The 19411-nt window shown below is 63.1% G+C and carries 16 protein-coding genes; 9 read left to right on the top strand and 7 right to left on the bottom strand.

Features of this window, described 5'->3' with window-relative positions:
• Positions 1-522 precede the first annotated feature (522 nt).
• The 6 genes from SJ05684_RS07785 to SJ05684_RS07760 all read left to right on the top strand — a co-directional run bounded on the left by SJ05684_RS07785 (position 523) and on the right by SJ05684_RS07760 (position 5866).
• Positions 523-1452 carry an AAA family ATPase gene (locus tag SJ05684_RS07785; RefSeq protein ID WP_034854863.1) on the top strand — a complete coding sequence of 310 codons (930 nt, stop codon included), beginning with the start codon at positions 523-525 and terminating at the stop codon, positions 1450-1452.
• Positions 1453-1457: 5 nt separating this feature from the next.
• Positions 1458-2741: a vWA domain-containing protein gene (locus tag SJ05684_RS07780; RefSeq protein WP_034854862.1), complete on the top strand. Its 1284-nt coding sequence runs from the start codon at positions 1458-1460 to the stop codon at positions 2739-2741.
• Between the two features lie 152 nt (positions 2742-2893).
• Complete coding sequence (locus SJ05684_RS07775; protein WP_034854861.1) at positions 2894-3226, top strand: XdhC family protein; 333 nt, start codon at positions 2894-2896, stop codon at positions 3224-3226.
• 3 nt (positions 3227-3229) lie between these two features.
• Complete coding sequence (locus SJ05684_RS07770; RefSeq protein WP_034854860.1) at positions 3230-3934, top strand: XdhC family protein; 705 nt, start codon at positions 3230-3232, stop codon at positions 3932-3934.
• The gene (locus SJ05684_RS07765; protein ID WP_034854859.1) at positions 3931-5544 is read left to right on the top strand and encodes an NTP transferase domain-containing protein; all 1614 of its coding nucleotides are present in this window, start codon (positions 3931-3933) and stop codon (positions 5542-5544) included. The genes SJ05684_RS07770 and SJ05684_RS07765 overlap by 4 nt, the downstream gene beginning before the upstream one ends.
• Before the next feature lie 4 nt (positions 5545-5548).
• Entirely contained in the window at positions 5549-5866 is a 318-nt protein-coding gene (locus tag SJ05684_RS07760) for a TfoX/Sxy family protein (protein ID WP_034854858.1), read from the top strand.
• Between the two features lie 85 nt (positions 5867-5951).
• Here the strand turns inward: SJ05684_RS07760 and SJ05684_RS07755 are convergent, their stop codons facing one another.
• From SJ05684_RS07755 to SJ05684_RS07735, 5 genes are all read right to left on the bottom strand, one after another.
• Positions 5952-6359, bottom strand: a complete 408-nt coding sequence (locus SJ05684_RS07755; RefSeq protein WP_034854857.1) for an NUDIX hydrolase — start codon at positions 6357-6359, stop codon at positions 5952-5954.
• A gap of 11 nt (positions 6360-6370) precedes the next feature.
• The gene (locus SJ05684_RS07750) at positions 6371-7870 is read right to left on the bottom strand and encodes a DEAD/DEAH box helicase (RefSeq protein ID WP_034854917.1); all 1500 of its coding nucleotides are present in this window, start codon (positions 7868-7870) and stop codon (positions 6371-6373) included.
• 189 nt (positions 7871-8059) lie between these two features.
• The gene (locus SJ05684_RS07745) at positions 8060-9418 is read right to left on the bottom strand and encodes a M23 family metallopeptidase (RefSeq protein ID WP_034854856.1); all 1359 of its coding nucleotides are present in this window, start codon (positions 9416-9418) and stop codon (positions 8060-8062) included.
• 91 nt (positions 9419-9509) lie between these two features.
• Positions 9510-10337: a ferritin-like domain-containing protein gene (locus SJ05684_RS07740; RefSeq protein ID WP_034854855.1), complete on the bottom strand. Its 828-nt coding sequence runs from the start codon at positions 10335-10337 to the stop codon at positions 9510-9512.
• 2 nt (positions 10338-10339) lie between these two features.
• Positions 10340-10816, bottom strand: coding sequence for a peroxiredoxin (locus SJ05684_RS07735; RefSeq protein WP_034854854.1), 477 nt, complete (start codon positions 10814-10816; stop codon positions 10340-10342).
• 423 nt (positions 10817-11239) lie between these two features.
• On the opposite strand from SJ05684_RS07735, the gene SJ05684_RS07730 reads away from it, so the two are divergent.
• The gene (locus tag SJ05684_RS07730) at positions 11240-14626 is read left to right on the top strand and encodes a YhdP family protein (protein ID WP_034854853.1); all 3387 of its coding nucleotides are present in this window, start codon (positions 11240-11242) and stop codon (positions 14624-14626) included.
• Positions 14627-14636: 10 nt separating this feature from the next.
• Here the strand turns inward: SJ05684_RS07730 and tyrS are convergent, their stop codons facing one another.
• Positions 14637-15890, bottom strand: a complete 1254-nt coding sequence (gene tyrS / locus SJ05684_RS07725) for a tyrosine--tRNA ligase (protein WP_034854852.1) — start codon at positions 15888-15890, stop codon at positions 14637-14639.
• 156 nt (positions 15891-16046) lie between these two features.
• Between tyrS and SJ05684_RS07720 the strand changes: the two genes are divergently transcribed.
• A complete protein-coding gene (locus SJ05684_RS07720; protein ID WP_034854851.1) occupies positions 16047-17201 on the top strand; it encodes an anhydro-N-acetylmuramic acid kinase in 1155 nt (384 codons plus the stop codon).
• A 117-nt stretch (positions 17202-17318) separates the two neighbouring features.
• Positions 17319-18518, top strand: coding sequence for a GGDEF domain-containing protein (locus SJ05684_RS07715; RefSeq protein ID WP_034854850.1), 1200 nt, complete (start codon positions 17319-17321; stop codon positions 18516-18518).
• Between the two features lie 183 nt (positions 18519-18701).
• Here SJ05684_RS07715 and SJ05684_RS07710 read toward each other — a convergent pair whose 3' ends face one another.
• Positions 18702-19379 carry an alpha/beta hydrolase gene (locus tag SJ05684_RS07710; RefSeq protein WP_034854849.1) on the bottom strand — a complete coding sequence of 226 codons (678 nt, stop codon included), beginning with the start codon at positions 19377-19379 and terminating at the stop codon, positions 18702-18704.
• Positions 19380-19411: the final 32 nt, after the last annotated feature.

Genomic DNA, 19411 nt, shown 5'->3' with positions numbered 1-19411 from the left:
ATATCGTAAGATATATCCTCCCAACGGGCCGACCATTTTCCCGGTAATCGGCCCTCTTTAGCCCCTCCCGCGACGGGAGGGGCTTTTTTGTCCGTTAGCGGCTATGGCTGTGCAGCGGCGCCATCCTGGTCTACCCTGACAATTCGCTCGGACCCACCAAACAGGCGGCCTTCGTCTCCGCCTCCTCGACCGGCAACACGCCTGGTGAACAGCCGAGTCTTACGCGCCGTTGTTTCTGCTTCCGTCTGCCGGGCTACTCGGGCCAGCGGCGCTGCCTGTATTCGGGTAATATCGTCTGCGAAGCAGCCAACGAGGGCCTAGGAGGGCGCCGGTGCGGCTGCAAAGCGAGATAATGAGACGGACAAGGTTGGAGGCGGCTCTTGCCCATGGTGAAGCGGCGACCTAACGTTTCCATGAGGTGGACGTCCATTTGGCCAATCATGACTCTCAGGGCGATTCGGTGGTGCTGTTCCCGCTCGCAACGGCCGCTGTCCGACTGAAGGATGCATTTACGGAGGAGACATGGCGCAGCCGGTGACAGGAAGGATCCCCCGGTCCATCGACGAGACGGCGGCGATGCTGGAGGCGCACGACTATCTCGCCGGAACAGCGCTCGCGACCGTTCTCTTCCTTGCGCTCCGAATGAAGCGTCCGCTCTTCCTGGAGGGTGAGGCGGGGGTCGGCAAGACCGAGATTGCCAAGGTGCTTGCCCGCTCCCTCGACAGGCCGCTGATACGGCTGCAATGCTACGAAGGGCTCGATATCGCGTCCGCCGTCTACGAATGGAACTATCCGGCGCAGATGCTCGAGATCCGCCTCTCCGAAGCTGTCGGAATGGTCGACCGGCAGAGGATCGAGAGCGATATCTTCTCCGAACGGTTCCTCATCCGCCGACCGGTGCTTCAGGCGATCTCGTCCAGTGCCGGGCGCGCGCCTGTATTCCTGATCGACGAGTTGGACCGCACCGACGAGGCCTTCGAGGCGTTTCTGCTGGAGGTGCTTTCCGACTACCAGGTGACGATACCTGAACTTGGAACGATCCGTGCAAACGAGCCGCCCATCGTCATCATCACCACGAACCGGACGCGTGAAATCCACGACGCCCTGAAACGGCGCTGTCTCTATCATTGGGTCGACTATCCCCAGGCGGCGCAGGAACTGGAGATCATCCGCCGCAAGGTGCCGGGCTGCAGCGAAACCCTGTCGCGGGAAATCGTCGCCTATGTCCAGAAGCTCAGGACAATCGATCTTTTCAAAAATCCCGGCGTCGCCGAGACGATCGACTGGGCGACGGCCTTGACCGAGCTCGATACGCTTGCACTCGATCCGGAGACGCTTGCGGATACCCTCGGGACGCTTCTCAAATATCAGGACGACATAGCGCGGATCGAAGGTGCGGAGGGACGAAAGCTGCTTTCCCAGGTCAAGGCCGAACTGGCGGCGCCGGGTTGAGCGCCATGACCCCACGTGCCGACAGCACCGCCAGACAAGAACCGCCCGGAGCGGGTCGGCTCGCGGACAATATCGTCTACTTCTCCCGCGCCCTGAGGCGCGCAGGGATGCGGATCGGTCCCGCTGCCATTGCCGATGCGATCGAGGCCGTCGCGGCGATCGGGATCGGATCGCGTGACGAGTTCTATGCGGCGCTTCAATGCACGTTGCTGAAGCGCCATGAGGATCAGCCCCTGTTCGACGAGGCGTTCCGCCTGTTCTGGCGCAGGCGCGATCTGGTCCGCAAGATGATCGCGCTGATGTCGCCGGTGGCGCCACCACGCGCGAGCGACGAACGGCGGCGTCGCGCGGGAGAGGCGCGCCTTGGCGATGCTTTGCTCGGGGGCAGGGAAGACGCCCGGCCGCCTCGGGAAACGTCCGAGATCGAGCTCGATGCGCGTCACACCGTTTCTGGACGCGAGGTGTTTCGCAAGGCCGATTTCGCCCAGATGAGCGCCGCCGAAATCGCGGAAGCGCGCAAAGCGCTGTCGTCGCTGCTTCTTCCGTTCGACCGGGTGAGGACACGCCGCTTCCGCGCGTCGCGCAGGCCGATCCGCGTCGACCCGCGCACGACCATGCGCGACGCCATGCGCCTCGGGGGCGATTTCATTCTGCCGCGCTTCCGCGAACCGCGCCTCGTCCATCCACCGGTCGTCGTGCTGGCTGACATTTCCGGGTCGATGAGCCAATATTCACGGATTTTCCTGCATTTTCTGCATGGGCTGACGGAGCAGCGGCGCCGCGTTCACACCTTCCTGTTCGGCACGCGCCTGACGAATGTCACTCGGCAGATGCGCAACCGCGATCCAGACGAGGCCCTCGATGAATGCGTGGCGGCGGTGAAGGACTGGTCGGGCGGTACGCGAATCGGAGAAGCGCTGCACGAGTTCAACCGGCGCTGGTCCAGACGCGTACTCGGGCAGGGTGCTGTGGTCCTCCTGATCACCGACGGTCTCGAGCGTGACGATACGGCCCAGTTGGAAGCCGAGACCGATCGCCTGCACCGCGCCTGCCGCCGCCTCATCTGGCTCAATCCGCTGCTGCGCTTCGACGGGTTCGAAGCGCGGGCGCGTGGCGTCAGGGCGATGCTGCCGCATGTCGACGAGCTTCGTGCAGTGCATAATCTCGAATCGGTTGCCGACCTGGTGAAATCCCTGTCCGGCCGGAGGACGCGCAACGCCGATCCGCGGCGGTTCTTGGTGAAGCCGGTCGGCGGCTTACGGGCGCATCCACCCGATGATAGGGATTGAAATGCGCGGCAATCATTCTGATCTACTGCATGTCTCCTTCAATCGGTGTCGATTCTAAGGACAAAGACATGCAGCAATTCAAAGTGCTACAGCGACCTTTGCGCGTCTGATAAGACGCGCGGCGCCGTGGAGGCGATGAGGGAGAGCATGGAATGACAAAAGAAGGGAATATCCTCGATCCTCTGCAGGTCGCCGAAACCTGGCACAGACAAGGCCGTGCAGTTGCACTTGCGACGGTCATCGAGACTTGGGGGTCGGCGCCGAGGCCGGTCGGCAGTCATCTGGTGATCGACGGCGAGGGCAATTTCCAGGGTTCGGTTTCGGGCGGCTGTGTCGAAGGTGCGGTCATCGCCGAAGCGGCGGACGTCATCCAGTCGGGCGCGCCGAAGATCCTCGAATTCGGTGTCGCCGATGAGACGGCATGGCGCGTCGGCCTTTCCTGTGGCGGCCGGATCCGCGTCTATATCGAGCGCGTCGACGGCTGATCCATGAACATCGCCACTCTCAAAAGTCTCAATTCCGCACGCGCCGCCCGCCGGGCTGCGGTAGTCGTCACCGACCTCGCAACCGGCCGCACCCAAACCCTTCTCGAGGGCGAGCCACTGCCGTCCGAATGGGAGGCCGCGATTTCCGGTGCGCTCCGTTCCGGGCGGCCGACGCTGGCGACGCTCGGCGAGCGCTCGCTCTTCATCAATGTACACTTGCCTCCGCCGCGCATCGTCGTCATCGGCGCCGTCCATATCTCGCAAGTCCTGGGGCAGTTTGCGCCGGTCGCGGGCTTCGATCTGTCGATCATCGATCCCCGGACAGCGTTCGCGACGGAGGAGCGTTTTCGAGGCACAGAGCTCATCGCGGAATGGCCGGAGGACGTGTTGACCGCGCGCCCGCTCGATCGCTACACGGCGCTCACCGCGCTGACGCATGATCCCAAGATCGATGACCATCCGCTTCGCGCCGCCCTGGAGGCCGGCTGCTTCTATGTCGGCGCCCTCGGCAGCCGTAAGACGCATGCGGCCCGCGTCGAGAGATTGCGGCAGGCTGGCGTAGCGGCAGAGGATATTGGCCGGATCCGGGCTCCGATCGGCCTCGATATCGGCGCAGCGAGCCCGGCCGAAATAGCAATCGCCATATTGGCCGAGATCATCGCGGCGTTGCGCAAGCGAGAGCTCGGGTGGGGAGGGGAAGCACCATGAAATTCGGTCCGGTGGCGCTCTCTACCGCCGAGGGCGCCATTCTCGCGCATGCGGTGAAGACCGCGTCACAAAAGCTGCCGAAGGGGCACCGCTTGACAGCGGCCGACCTTGCGCTCCTGGCGGAGGCCGATGTGAACGAAGTCATCGTCGCTCGGCTCGAGGCGGGCGACTTGTCCGAGGACGAGGCCGCGGCGCGTATTGCCTCGGCGATCGCTCAGGACCACCTGCGTTTTACTCCTGCGGCGACCGGCCGGGTGAATATTTATGCCACCGCGAGAGGGCTTTTCGTCGCCAGCCGTAGCGTGGTGGATCGCATCAACCGCATCGATGCTGCGATCACGCTCGCCTGCCTTTCCGACCACATCGCCGTCGATGCGGGCGACATGTTGGCGACGATCAAGATCATCCCGCTGGCTGTGCCGGGGAAATTTGTCGAGGAGGCCGCAGCGGTGCTCAGCGCGCAGCCGCCCTTCGAGGTCAAGCCCTTCGCGCCACGCCGCGTCGCCCTGGTTGCAACTCAGTTGCCGTCGCTTAAGGTCCAGGTCATGGACAAGACCCATATCCTGCTCGCCGCGCGCCTCGCGCGCTCAGGCAGCGATCTCGCGACGGAACGGCGAGTGGCCCATCGAGAAGAAGCGGTTGCCGACGCCATTGCCGAACTGAGGACGGCGCACGATCTGATCGTTGTCTTTGGCGCCTCGGCGGTCGCCGATCCGTACGATGTGGTGCCTGCCGCCATCCGGCGTGCGGGCGGCATCGTCGATCATATCGGCATGCCGGTCGATCCCGGAAACCTGCTTGTCCTCGGGCGGCTTGGCGAAATTCCGGTCGTCGGTGCTCCCGGTTGCGCCCGCAGTCCGCGCGAGAACGGATTCGATTGGATTCTCGATCGGTTGCTTGCCGGTGAATGGCCGAGTTCGACGGATATAACCGCGCTTGGTGTCGGCGGCCTGCTGAAGGAAATCCCGACGCGTCCGCAGCCGCGCGAAGCCGCCGTCGCGCCACGCCGCGGCCCGGTAGCGGTCGTCGTACTGGCGGCTGGCCGGGCGAGCCGGATGGGGCCGGAGGGCAGGCACAAGCTTCTCGCCGAACTCGACGGCGTGCCGCTTGTCCGCCGTGCGGTCGAAACGGCGCTTGCCGCCACGGACAAGGTGGTCGTCGTCACCGGGCATCGTGAGCCGGAAATCAGGGCCGCGCTTGCCGGTCTGCCCGTGACGTTCGTCTCGAATCCCGACTATGCGAGCGGCATGGCTTCATCGCTGGTGGCCGGCCTTTCAGCGCTCGACGAAGCAACGGGAGGCATGCTGGTGATGCTCGCGGATATGCCGGGGATCACGGCCGAGCACCTCACAAGGCTGGTCGGCGCCTTCGATGCGGAGTCCGGCGCCGCGGTCGTGCGCGCGGTCGCCGATGGACAGCGCGGCAATCCGGTCATTCTGCCGCGAATCACTTTTGGCGCCGTGCGGCAGCTTGTGGGTGACGTTGGCGCAAGGCATATCGTCGAGCGATGCGGTCTTCCTGTTATCGATGTCGAGCTTGGCGCTGCCGCGCGTGTCGACCTCGACACGCCGGAAGCGATCGCTGCGGCCGGGGGCGTCTTGAAGGAGTAAAGCGATGGACAATGCGGCGATCGAGGACATGTTCGAGACGCTGGGACCCGTCACGATCCGCCGCATGTTTGGCGGCAAGGGCATCTATTTCCAGGGCGTGATCCTTGCGCTCGAGGTCGATGGCGAGATCCTGCTGAAGGGCGATGCCGAAACGGCACCGGAGCTCGAAGAGGCGGGCAGCCGGCAATGGACCTATGACGGCAAGGGGAAGCCGGTGAAGATGCCCTATTGGAGCATTCCCGAGTCGGCCTTCGACGATCCGGATGAGATGGGCCGCTGGGTGCGGATGGCCTATGCCGCAGCCCTTAGGGCGAAAAAATGAGGGGAGACGGTCGGCAGGCCAGAGGGGAGCGTCGAGGCGCGGGATATAGACGGAAACGCCCCGTTCCTCATCCCACCTGTTGCGTTCAGCCGAGCGCCCGCACGGCGTCGGCCGCGAAGCGCGACAGCGGCTGGGGCAGGGCGGAGAGGTCGAACCAGCCGATATCGGACAACTTGTCCGGTTCCGTGAGGCGCGGCTCGCCGGAAAAATCTTCCGTTGCGTAGATCAGCGAGATCCAGTGCTGGCGGTCGGCTTCGATCACCTGCTCGCTCACGCAGAGAAAGCGCGTTGAATGGATGGAAAGGCCGCTTTCCTCTTCCGCCTCGCGGCGTGCGGCATCCTGCGCGCGTTCCATATGGTCGACCTTGCCGCCGACGATGCTCCAGTGCCCCGCTTCCGGCGCCTTCAGGCGGCGGCAGAGCAGGATCTTGCCGTCGCGCAGTACCGCAAGCCCACATCCAAGTCCTGGAAAATCGGTGCCGGGGAAAGCCATGGGCCCGGTGGTCAGGCCTTGCCGGCGACCAGCATGAAGGCGGGGATTTCGTCGCCGAAGCCGATCGGCGTCGGACCATCGTCGTGGTCGCGACGGTTGCGGCCGCGACGATCGCGATTGTCGTCATTGGCCGCCGTCTGGGCTCGGCCCGGACGGTTGCGGCCGGCCTGGCTCTGCTTGTTGTCGGCGTTCCGTTCCGGTTTCACCGCGACCACCCTTTCCATGACTGATTCGAGTTCGGCCGCACTATCGCTGTCGGCGGTATCGGCTTTATGTTCTGCACGCCCCTTTCCGGAACGTTCCACATCTTTTTTGCGGTCCCTGCGGCCATCGCGGCCACGACGTCCGTTGTCATGGCTCTCCATCGGCTCCGGCAGTTCCGAGAGGTCGCCGCTCAGCCACTCGATCTTCTGGCCGATCAGCTTCTCGATGGCGTCGGAAAATTTCGTGTCACGCTTGGTGACGATGGTAAACGAAGCGCCGGAGCGGCCGGCCCGGCCGGTGCGGCCGATGCGGTGCACATAATCTTCCGCATGGATCGGCACGTCGAAATTGAAGACGTGGCTGACAGCCGGGATGTCGAGACCGCGTGCCGCAACGTCGGAGGCTACCAGGAGCTTGATGTTGCCGTCCTTGAAGTTCGCTAGCATCGCCATGCGCGAGCGCTGGTCCATGTCGCCATGCAGCGCGCCGACCGAAAAGCCATGGCGATCAAGCGACCGGAAAAGTTCGGCAACGTCTTTCTTGCGGTTGCAGAAGATGATTGCGTTCTTCAGTTCTTCCTGCGAGCGGATGAGATCGCGCAGCACCGCGCGCTTTTCGTAGTCCTTCGCATGCGAAGCAACGAAACGCTGCGTCACCGTAATCGCCGTCGAAGCGGGGCGCGCCACTTCGATACGTTCGGGGTTTTGCAGGAACCGGTCGGCAAGCTTCTGGATCTCCGGCGGCATCGTTGCCGAGAAGAACAGCGTCTGCCGCGTGAAGGGGATCAGCTTGGCGATGCGCTCGATGTCCGGGATGAAGCCCATGTCGAGCATGCGGTCCGCCTCGTCGATGACCAAGATCTCGACGCCGGTCATCAGGAGCTTGCCACGCTCGCAATGATCGAGCAACCGACCGGGCGTACAGATCAGCACATCGGCGCCGCGCTCCAGCTTTCGGTCCTGTTCTTCGAAGGAAACGCCGCCGATCAGCAGCGCGATGTTCAGCTTGTGGTTCTTGCCGTATTTGTCGAAGTTCTCCGCCACCTGGGCAGCAAGTTCGCGTGTCGGCTCGAGGATCAGGGTGCGCGGCATGCGGGCGCGGGCGCGGCCCTTCTCCAGAAGCGTCAGCATCGGCAGGACGAAGGACGCGGTCTTACCCGTCCCGGTCTGGGCGATGCCCAGAATGTCGCGACGCTGGAGGGCCGGCGGAATGGCACCTGTTTGGATCGGAGTCGGCGTTGCATAGCCCGCATCGGTAACGGCGGAGAGAACTTTTTGGCTCAGGCCAAGATCAGCAAAATTGGTCAATGTGGAAACTGTTTCCGTTTCGTTCAATAGAACATAAGGTCGGTCGATGAAAAACCACCACCACGTGCCAGCGCTCATAAGACGGAAGTCGCCGAAAGTCAAGAAATCCAGCACGTTGATGTGGGTGGCGGCCAATAAAACGGAAATCTACCCCACTTCAGGTCAAGCCTTGACCCTACCGGCCGCCATTTAATCGATATAGTCGGCGAGCTTTGTCCCGGCCCTTAGGAACCGCATTGGATCGACGGCCTGGCCGTTCAGCCGCACCTCGTAGTGAAGGTGAGGACCGGTCGAGCGGCCGGTGCTGCCGGACTTGCCGATCACCTGATCGGCCTTCACACGGTCACCGACATTGACCAGAACAATCGCGAGATGCGCGTAGCGCGTCGATACGCCGTTGCCATGATCGATCTCGATCATGTTGCCATAGCCCCCCGCCGGCCCTGCGGCCTTAACCGTTCCTGCCGCGGTAGTGCGGATGCGCGTGCCGGTCTGCGCACGGAAATCGATCCCGGCGTGAAGCGCAAGCCGCCCGAAAAACGGGTCCAGCCGGTTTCCGAAATTGCTGGTAATATCGTTTGCCGGCGCCGGGCTTGCGAGCGGCAGCTTTCGGGCTGCGGCGCGGGTCTCTTCCAGTTCGAGAAGGGCACTGTCGAGTGCGGCGAGGGACTGGTCGAATCCGTCGTCCTTTTGCGGCTCGACAAAGGGCCCGCCGATCCCCGCCGCTTCGCCCGTTCTCAAAACAGCGCCCGTTCTCAAAACAGCGGATGAGACGTCGGCCGTTTCATGAGCGGGCAGAAGGATACCCGTGCGCTCGACGATGGATCTGATGGTTTCGGATGCTTGAAGTGCTCCGTCCGTCAGTTGTCGGATATGGTCCATCTGGTCGCGCTCGACACCTTTCAGGGACAGCGTCACCTTGGAAAAAATCCGGTCGACCCGATCGGATGTGGTCTCTCCGGCCTCCGCCGCGGTCGTGATCGGCGCATAGGCGAGGGCCGCGCGAGCATGGGGCGCGTCTAAGCTCGGCTCGGCAACACCCATGATCTTTTCGATCGCCTTGAGCCCGCCCTGGGCCCCGGCGCGCTCTTGATAAGCCGGCGGCTCCGTGTGTGGCGGCGGTGCATCCTGCCCGATCGGCTCGGCCGATGCGATGCCGCCGCTCAGGGCGCCCAGTCTGCCGCTGCGCGATGAAATCTCGAGCTGCTGCTGCAGGAGTTTTTCGACTTTTTCCTCGACGACCTGCTGGTCCAGCAATTGCCGGCTCGTCACCCGGTCCACCTGCGCCCGAAGCGCGGTGATTCGGTCCTCATATTCATGCTGCATACGCGCCTGGCGGGCGATCGTGCCGCCAATCAAATCATCGCGAAGCACGAGATAGGTGGTCGCGGCCAGGTAGCCGATGCCGAAAGCGCCGATAATGGATGTGACGACGGCCACCATCCACGGACGGACGGTCACATGCCTGACCTTGTCGCCGCTTGCGAGAATCAGAACGTGGCTCCGCGATCTTTTCCCGAAGCCGCCGTTTGCCGGACGAACAGACACTCACTCAACCCCCACCAGATGCGAAATAATCCGCGTTGCCCGTGGCGATTACACTTTATTAGCGTTAACAAATCCTTGAATGCGCCCCATCTCAGATGTTGGTCGAGGCCGTCATTGATCTGTAGAAGGAGGGCGTCAGTCCGGCTTCGGCGCGCGCAATGTCGTTGAAGGGCGCTTTCAGTGGACCGCGGAAATTCGTCCGCACCAGCGCCTGGAAGGTTGCGGCCGGGTCCTTTTTCTGCCGGGCACAGAGAAAGCGGAACCACTTGGCGCCAACGGCAACATGGCCCTTTTCGTCTTCATAGATGACGTCGAGAACGGCAGCACTCTCGTGGTCGCCGGTCTCGCGCATCTTCGCCTGCAGGGCCGGCGTGACGTCGAGGCCGCGCGCCTCGAGAATGAGCGGCACAATGGCGAGTCGAGCCGTCAAATCGTTTCGCGTATCGTGGGCGGCCTGCCAGAGGCCGTCATGCGCCGGCAGGTCGCCGTAGTCGGCGCCGAGACCGTTCAGTCTCTGCCGGACCATGCGGAAATGCTTCGCTTCCTCGAAGGCGACCCGCATCCAGCCATCGAAGAAGGAATGCGGGACGGGCTCGCTGGCGAAACGGGCGACGATGTCGAGCGCAAGGTCGACCGCGTTCAGTTCGATATGGGCGATCGCGTGGAGGAGGGCGATGCGTCCTTTCAGCGAGCCGAGAGAGCGCCGCTTGACCTGCGTCGGCGGCGTCAGGATCGGCCTCTCCGGCCGACCGGGGCGCGCCGGAACGGAGCGGTCGAGGGGCGAGCGCAACGATAATGTGCCCGCCTGCCAGCGCCGATGGGCCTCCTGGGCCAGCTCGGTCTTGATGGCAAGATCCGCTGCCCGGATCGCTTCGACGGCCGCACCGCGCAAGCTATGGAAATGCGGGAGCGTCGGCATCGTCAGGCATCGGCAAGGGCTTTTGCGGCGGCGAGAACCTCCTCCGCATGGCCGGCCACCTTCACCTTTTCCCAGACGTATCTGATCGCGCCATGCGCATCGATCAGAAAGGTGGTGCGTTCGACGCCCATATATTTGCGGCCATACATGCTCTTTTCCACCCAGACGCCATAGGCATTGAGAACCGCCTTTTCCTCATCCGCGGCAAGCGGGACCGTGAGGTCGTGTTTGCTGACGAAGCGATCGTGGCTCTTGACGGAATCTGGCGATATGCCGAGCAGCGCGACGCCCGCTGCTGCGAACTCCTCCGCAAGCCCCGAAAAGGCGATTGCCTCCTGTGTGCAGCCCTTGGTGTCGTCCTTCGGGTAGAAGAAGAGGACGACGGGCTTTCCGCGCAGAGCGGAGAGAGAAAGGGAGCCGCCACCGTCGCGGGGAAGCTCGAAATCCGGGGCGGCATCGCCGGACCGCAATAGTGCCATGATTGAGCCTTTCTTACGCCAAGTTTTCTGGACATTCCCCAGGTACTGCATGAGGCCACGGAACGGAACCGGCCGGGGATAGTTCGTGCGGTACTTTTTGAGCGCTTCGACGAATCCATTCGTGGCCGATGAATGAGCCACGGCGTCGCAGGCTTAACGTGGATCGTTCGAGGCTCCCGGTAGACTTGTGACAGATTCTCGACAGCCGCGCGACGGGTCCTTGCATTATGACCCATGGTCGCCGCTTCGACGCACGGAAACTGGGCGGCAGAACCGCGCTTTCCACAGCATGCGAAGCGAAGCATGGTGGTTGGGTTCGGCGAATTGTGATCTAGTTGCGCATAATCAGACCCGGCGCGAGCCAAGTATCGGGCATGACAGGGGAAACTCGATGCACCATTCACGTGGAGGACGCCTGCGGAGATGAGCGAAATCCGCGGCGAAAGGATTTGCTTTCGCAAGGAAGACATCGTCGCGCTGCATGCGCTGCCCTCTGCGCAAGCCCATGATCCGGTCATCGTGCACGCGCCGTCGTCCGGCGGCACGCTGCGCCTGTGCGGCAAGGTCTTTCTTTGCTTTTCGCTTGTCTTCTTCCTCATCATGGCCTCCCTCATCGCCGTCGTCGAAAGCGGGCTCGCCGATGGCCCCCTCAACGCGCGCGCACGCAAGGCTCTCAACGGCGCGCTTGGCCCCAGCTACAGCGCCGAGGTCGAGAGCACCGTCCTCCGTGTGACAGCTCGAGGCGCGCTCGCGCTCAAGGCACGCGGAGTGACCCTGAACGAGGGCGGGGCGGGGCGTCCTGTCGTCAGGCTCGCGGCCGTGTCGATTGCACTCGATCCGCTTGCGTTGCTGATGGGCCGGATCGCAGTATCCAGGCTCGAGGCGGACGGGGGCGATCTCGACACCGGGCTCTTGCCGCGTGGTGAACCCGTCAATCTCGCGGCGATTCGCATTGCCGATGTCGGCACTGCCCTCGAAGCGCTGTTTACACAGGTGGACGGCATGTCGCGGCTGACGGCGACCAGCGCAACCCAAACGATCCAGCTTTCCGACTTCAGCCTGTCGGTGACGGGTGCGCGCGCTCGAAGCGTACCGATCCATGTCGAATCGTTGGCCTTCAGCCGCGAGCCGGATGGCTCCATCCGCGTCGATGGCGCGGTTGCAATGGACGGTAGACGGACGCATCTGGCGGCGCGCGCATTTGGCGACGGCGGGCGTATCACCGCCATCGAAGCCGCCCTGGAGGACGTACCACTCACGCCCTTCCTCTATCACGGCAAATCGGGAAACGAGGACGCCTTCGGGATAGACACGGCCGCCGGCGTCAGCCTGAAGGCGACGCGCGCCGCGGATGGCACGAAGCCAACGCTCGCAGTCGCCGTCAGGACATCCGAGGGGCGTTTCCATGCCGGCGGATTGACCTCCGCACTCAATCCATCGGAGCTGAACATCTCCTATGACTTCGAGCGCTCCTCGGTGGAGATCCTGCCATCCATGGTGAGGATCGGCCAGTCGACCTTTCCCTTCACCGGCGCCTTGGTCGATCTCGACAAGGTCTCCGACGCCGGCAAGAGGGGGTTCGCCGTCGACCTGCTTCTCAGGGATGCGAGTTCCGCTCCGGAAGACATGCAGGAGCGCCCGCTTACCTTCGATGCCAAGGCGAACGGGAGATTCGAGGCCGATACAAACCGGCTGATCTTTGACCGCCTGATGATATCGAGCCCGCTGGGCTCAATGGCCGGTTCGCTTTCGGCCGCCTTCGGCAAGACCTCTCCGCAGATCAGTTTCGTTGCGCTGAGCGATCAGATGCATTCGACTGCCATCAAGCAATTGTGGCCCTGGTGGATTGCCAAGGGTGCGCGGCGATGGGCCATCGGCAATCTTTTCGGCGGCATGATTACCGATGCGCGCATCGAGGTCTCGATTCCGGAGGGGCGCATCGCCGAGAGCGGGGGCGACCTCAGGCTCGATGAGCACGAGCTCAACATAAATTTCGCGATCGACGATACGCGCATCAACATCGCCGGCGAGATTCCGCCGTTGCGCGATACCTCCGGCAGCTTCCGGCTGAGCGGCGAGCGCATGTCGGTGGCGGTCGGCAAAGGCGTGGCCTACTTCGCCTCGGGGCGCTCCGTGACCCTGAACGGCGGGGAATTCGTCATTCCCGACGTCCATATGAAGCCGCTGATGGCGGAGATGAAGATTGAAGTGGGCGGCCAGGCCGACGCCATCGCCGAGCTCGTCGCCTACAGGCCGATCCATGCGCTCCAGAAAACGCCTTTCGTGCCGGAGGATTTCAAAGGGCCGATGACCGCGCTCGTGGGGGCCCGGTTCGGATTGATCATGGATCAGGACCCGCCGCGCCCCCTTTGGCAGGCGGAGATGCGGCTTCAGGACGTCACGCTCAATCGGCCCGTGGCCGGTCGCACCATTGAGAACCTGACCGGCGCGATGCGGATCGACAACAGCAAGGCGGTCCTCGATGCGGATGCCTTGATCGATGGGGCGAAAATGCGGATCGCCCTCACCGAACCGGTTGACCCGGCTGCGAATGTGACGAGAACGCGCGATATTTCCGGAACGCTGGATGATGCCGCGCGGCGCAAAATCGCGCCCGCTCTGTCCGGGATCGTCGGGGGACCGGCCAAGGTCGAGGTTTCGCTCGCCGAAGACGGCAGCCAATCCGTGAAGGCCGATCTCGCGGGGGCGTCGCTGTCGCTGCCCTGGATCGGGTGGAGCAAGGGCGCCGGTATTGCCGCCAAGGCGGAATTCACCGTGAAGGCGACCGACGGCATCACGGAGATAAGCGATTTCCGTATTGCGGGCGACGGCTTCGGCGCGACGGGCGACCTGCGCGTCGATGATGCCGGTCTGGCCACGGCACGGCTTAATGGTGTCAGGCTCGCACACGGCGACGACTTTTCAGTCGCCGTCGAGCGCGGAAAGGGCGGATACACCGTGGCCCTCACCGGTCCATCGGCGGATATCAGGCTACCGCTGGCGCGGGCGAAGGGCGGCGCGAGCTCCGGCGACGCCGGCAACGTGAAGATCAATGCGCGGCTCGACCGGGTCACCGGCTTCAACGGCGAGGTCTTTTTTAATGTGAACTTCGCCTATTCGACACGCGGCCAGCAGATCGACGACGTCGACCTATCTGCGGTCACCGGAAGCGGCCAGGCAGTGGTCGCCAGGATGGTGAAAGCGGGGGCCGATAATACGCTCGAACTGACGACAAGCGATGCGGGCGCGCTCGCCCGCTTCACCGACATATATCGCAATATGCGGGGCGGGCTCCTGAACCTGAGGCTGCGCGACCGCGGCGCCAGATCCTGGCGCGGCGCGGTCGACCTCAGAAAGTTTTCGCTCATAGGGGAACAGAAGCTTAAATCAATGGTCTCGACGCCGGCCGGGCAGGACGGCCGCAGCCTCAATCAGGCCGTGCGGCGGGATATCGACGTCAGCACGGCTCGCTTCGAGCGCGGCTATGCGCAGCTCCTTTTGGACCGCGGGGTCATTCGGGTCGACGGCGGCGTCCTGCGCGGCGTCGATGTGGGTGCAACTTTCCAGGGGACGATCCGCGACGCGAACGGCCGAATGGACATGACGGGCACCTTCATGCCCGCCTATGGCCTCAATCGGCTTTTTGGCGAGCTGCCGCTGATCGGCGCCTTGCTCGGCAACGGCCGCGACCGCGGCCTGCTCGGCATCACCTTTAAACTGACCGGACCGTTCGACCAGCCGAGCCTGTTGATCAACCCGCTGTCGATCATCGCGCCCGGCGTCTTCCGCAACATATTTGAATTTCAGTGAGGGCGGCCCCTCAGGCCGGCCGCACCAGCATGTGCTTCTTCTTGCCGAGCGAGAGCTTGATCACGCCGTCTCCGGTGACGTCGGCGCTGCCGATGATCCGGCGTTCATCGCTGACCGGCTGGTCGTTGATCCGCACGGCACCACCCTGGACATGCCGCCGCGCTTCGCCGTTCGAAGTGGCGAGACCGGCGCGCACCATGAGGGTCAACAGGCCAAGGCCCGCCTCGAGCTCGGCGGCCGGGACGTCGACTGAGGGCAGATTCTCGGCAAGCGCACCTTCCTCGAACGTTTTGCGCGCCGTTTCGGCGGCCTGTTCGGCGGCCGGGCGCCCATGCAGCATGGCGGTGACTTCGGTCGCGAGGATCTTCTTCACCTCGTTGATCTCCGAGCCGTCGAGCTGCGACAGCCGTGCGATTTCGGACATTGGCAGCGTCGTGTAGAGCTTGAGGAAGCGCGTCACGTCGGCATCCTCGGTGTTGCGCCAGTATTGCCAGAACTCGTAGGGGCCGAGCATGTCCGGATTGAGCCAGACCGCGCCGTTGACCGACTTGCCCATCTTCGCCCCAGATGCCGTCGTCAGCAGCGGCGAGGTGAGGGCGTAGAGCTGCGGCGTTCCCATGCGATGGCCGAGATCGATGCCGTTGACGATGTTGCCCCACTGATCGGAGCCGCCCATCTGAACGCGGCAGCCATAACGCTTGTTAAGCTCAACGAAGTCATAGGCCTGCAGGATCATGTAATTGAATTCGAGGAAGGAGAGCGAGTGCTCGCGCTCGAGCCTCGTTTTCACGCTGTCGAACGAAAGCATGCGGTTGACCGAGAAGTAGCGGCCGACGTCGCGCAAGAATTCGAGGTAGTTGAGCGAGCGCAGCCACTCCGCATTGTTGATCATCAGCGCCGCATCGGGGCCCTTCTGGTAATCGAGATAGTTGGCGAAGACGCGCTTGATCGAGGCGATGTTGCTTTCGATCGTCTCGACGGTCATCAATTGCCGCGCTTCGTCCTTGAAGGACGGGTCGCCGACCATGCCGGTGCCTCCGCCCATCAGGGAAATGGGGCGATGGCCGGTTGCCTGCAGCCAGTGCAGCATCATGATCTGAATAAGACCGCCCGCATGCAGGCTCGGGGCCGTCGGGTCGAAGCCGATATAGGCAGTCACGGTTTCCTTGCGGAACAACTCGTCGAGACCGGCGTCATCCGATGTCTGATGGATGAAACCGCGCTCGCTGAGGGTGCGAAGAAAATCGGACTTGAACTCGGACATAAGCTGTCTCTTTCGGCTTGTTATGACGTTTCGGGCCGGCCTTTAGCACTGTTTTATCGAAAGTGCACGTGTTTGCGCGGACCGCGTTTTGCTATGAACGGGGAACCGAGGGAGCATTGCGCGCCTCCGATTCTCGAGCGTCGTGAGGAGATTCAATTGGGCAGGGTGTTGACCGCGATCGGGCTTATGAGCGGCACGAGCATGGACGGCATAGATGTCGCCCTCATCAAGACCGACGGCGACAGTATCGTCGAACGGGGCCCCTCCACCGGCTTTGCCTATGATCCCAACTTCCGACAGCGCCTGAAGCAAGGGCTGGACGACGCGCGCTCGATCGTGAAGAGGCAGGAGCGGCCAGGCAGACTCGCCGAACTCGAGCGGGACCTGACGTTGCGGCATGCCGATGCCGTCAGGACATTCCTGCGTGAAAATAATCTCTTGTCTGAAAATGTCGATGTGGTCGGGTTTCATGGACAGACGGTCCTGCACCGCCCGGATGAGGCTTTGACGGTGCAGATCGGCGACGGGGAGATGCTGGCGCGGGAAACGGGCATCGACGTTGTCTACGACATGCGTGCAAACGATATGGTCCATGGCGGTCAGGGGGCTCCGCTCATCCCGGCCTATCATGCGGTGCTTGCGCGCGGACTAACCGAGAGGCAAGGGATCGACGCGCCTATCGTCTTCGTCAACATAGGCGGCATTTCCAATCTCACTTTCATCGGCGCGGGCGAAGAAATCGTCGCCTATGACAGCGGCCCGGGCAATGCGCTGATCGATCAGTGGGTGGAGGCGCATGCCGGAATACCCTTCGACCAGGGCGGCATGATCGCAAGCGAAGGGACGATTCTGCCGCAGCTTGTCGACCGCTACCTTTCGCATCCATTCTTCACGGCAAAGAAGCGCCGCTCACTTGACCGCAACGACTTTGCGCCGCTGGCGCCGACCGATGCAAGCCTCGAAGATGGCGCCCGCACCCTGGCGCATGTGACGGCAGCAGCGATCGTTCGCTCCTCCTGCCACTTGCCTTCAAAGCCCGCGACCTACATCGTCTGCGGCGGTGGCCGCCTCAATCCCGTCGTGATGCGCGACCTCGGCGCGCTTGCCGAGAAGGCGGGCGGACGCGTCTTTGCCGCAGAGGCGCTGGAACTCAATGGCGATTCGATGGAGGCTGAAGCCTGGGCCTATCTCGCCGTGCGGTCGCTACGCGGCCTGCCCTTGAGCTATCCCGGCACGACAGGCGTCAAACGGCCGGTGAGCGGCGGACGGATGGCGGCCAAGCCGGCAAGCCTGTGGGAGTTCAAGTCTTGATATTCCCAAGGCGGCTTAATGTTTTCTTCGTGCTCGGCCGCTAACCTGCGTCCCGTTGTGCAACACAGCTTTTTGCAGGTCGATTGACCTGCTACCGGGAGTTTTCGGATTCTGTCGATGGGTGGTGCGATTTCCCTTCTGGCCGTGAACTTCATCATTGCCCAGGTCTTCGTCGTGGCATTCCTCGTCATTGCGGCAAAGAGCCAGGCAAGGCTGCCGGCGATCTGGTGCGCCGCCGGCTTTGCAGTGGCGTCCCTTTCGGCCGTGTTCGAATCCGTTCTGCCATTTACGCCAGTGCCGAAGTTTTTCGCGGTTGGCGCCTTTGCCAGCGTCCTAGGCGGCTTTCTTTTGATCCGCTTCGCACTCGGGCTCTTTTATGAGGTGCCGGCGAAGCTGCCGCACCTGGCTGTCTTCTTCGCCGCTTGCGTGGCCCTGGACCTGATGATCTACGACCTGCCGCGTGGAACATTGCAGCACGCTTTTTTCTATCAAATGCCGTTCTGTGTCATTCAGGCCTCGTCCGCCGCGACCGTCCTACGCTCCGAGCGACGGTCGCAGGCGGACAAAATCCTGTTCTGGCTCCTTACCCTCAGTGCGATCTATTACCTGGTAAAGATCTACGCTGCGATCGCCGCCGGATCAGGTACAACCGCAGCGGATTATCTCACAAGCACTTTCGCGCTGATCTCGCAGGCTTTGGGCGCCATGCTGATCGTGGCGACCGGCGTGGCGATGCTTGGCGTCCTGGTCAAGGAGATCATCGACGAGGCGCGCGCCAGTTCGGAACTGGACCCGCTTTCCGGCCTTTATAATCGCCGCGGCTTCATGGAACGCGTGGCTCCATTCCTGCGGGAGGACGGGGAGGACGGTCCCGGCACCATGATCCTCATCGATCTCGATCGCTTCAAACTGGTCAACGACACTTACGGCCACCATGCCGGCGACCAGGTGATCCGCCAACTCTCCCACGTGCTTACTGATCTCCTGCCAGGCATGGCGGTGCCGGGGCGCCTTGGCGGGGAGGAATTTGCCGTGTTTTTGCCGCGGTTCGGCATGGCGGAAGCGCGCGTGCTTGCGCATGGTATGCGCGCCGCGCTGGCCTCGGCACGCATCGACGGTCTTGCGGAAAGCGTCAGGGTTACCGCAAGTTTCGGCGTCGCCACCGTCATGGCGGAAGAGACATTGGAGGCAGCGCTGCACCGCGCCGACAAGGTGCTCTATGCCGCCAAGACGGGCGGAAGGAACCGCGTGGAATGCGCCGAACCGCCCGTGCGCCTCTTCGCTGCCTCGGCTTCACGGCGGGCGGGGAACTCCTGATCCTTTCGTCTCGCGCATGGGCCCAAAGTACGGACCGAATGTTCGGAAAGCTCGATGCGCAGATTCACAGCGTTATAGCGACCTTGCGCGTCTGAAAAGACGCGCGGCGCTGTTGCCGAAACGAAGAAGGCCCGGAAACCGCTTTCGATTTCCGGGCCTTCCGTTCGAACGAGCCGATGTGGTTCAGCGGATACGCTTTGCGGCGGGCTCCGGCACCAGTTCGCCGTTGAGCCGGCGGTCGAGATAGTCTTCGCATTCCGCCATCAGGGTTTCGATCTGGCTGTTGAAGAAATGGTTCGCACCGGCGACCGTACGGTGGGTAATGAGGATGCCCTTCTGCGACTTCAACTTCTCGACGAGCCCGTTCACATCCTTCTCGGGCGCGACCTTATCGGCGTCGCCATTGATGATCAGGCCGGAAGACGGGCAGGGTGCAAGGAACGAGAAGTCGTAAATATTCGGCTGCGGCGCGACGGCGAGGAAGCCCTCGATCTCCGGCCGGCGCATCAGAAGCTGCATGCCGATCCAGGCGCCGAAGGAATAGCCGGCCACCCAGCAGCTCTTCGAATCCGGATGCAGGCTCTGCACCCAGTCGAGCGCCGAGGCGGCGTCCGAAAGCTCGCCGGCGCCGTGATCGAATTCGCCCTGGCTGCGGCCGATGCCACGAAAGTTGAAGCGCAGAGTGGTGAAGCCGCGCTTCTGAAACATGTAAAAGAGCTGATAGACGATCTGGTTGTTCATCGTTCCGCCGAACTGCGGATGCGGATGCAGGATGATCGCAATCGGTGCGCTCTTCTGCTTCGAAGGCTGATAACGGCCTTCGAGGCGACCAGCCGGTCCGTTGAAAATAATTTCGGGCATTGGCTCTCCGGGGATGTTTCTGGTTCAAATCG

It is taken from the genome of Sinorhizobium sojae CCBAU 05684 (assembly GCF_002288525.1).
GTDB lineage: Bacteria > Pseudomonadota > Alphaproteobacteria > Rhizobiales > Rhizobiaceae > Sinorhizobium > Sinorhizobium sojae.
Note: the sequence above shows the minus strand (reverse complement) of the source record. Positions and strands in the feature narration are given on the sequence as shown.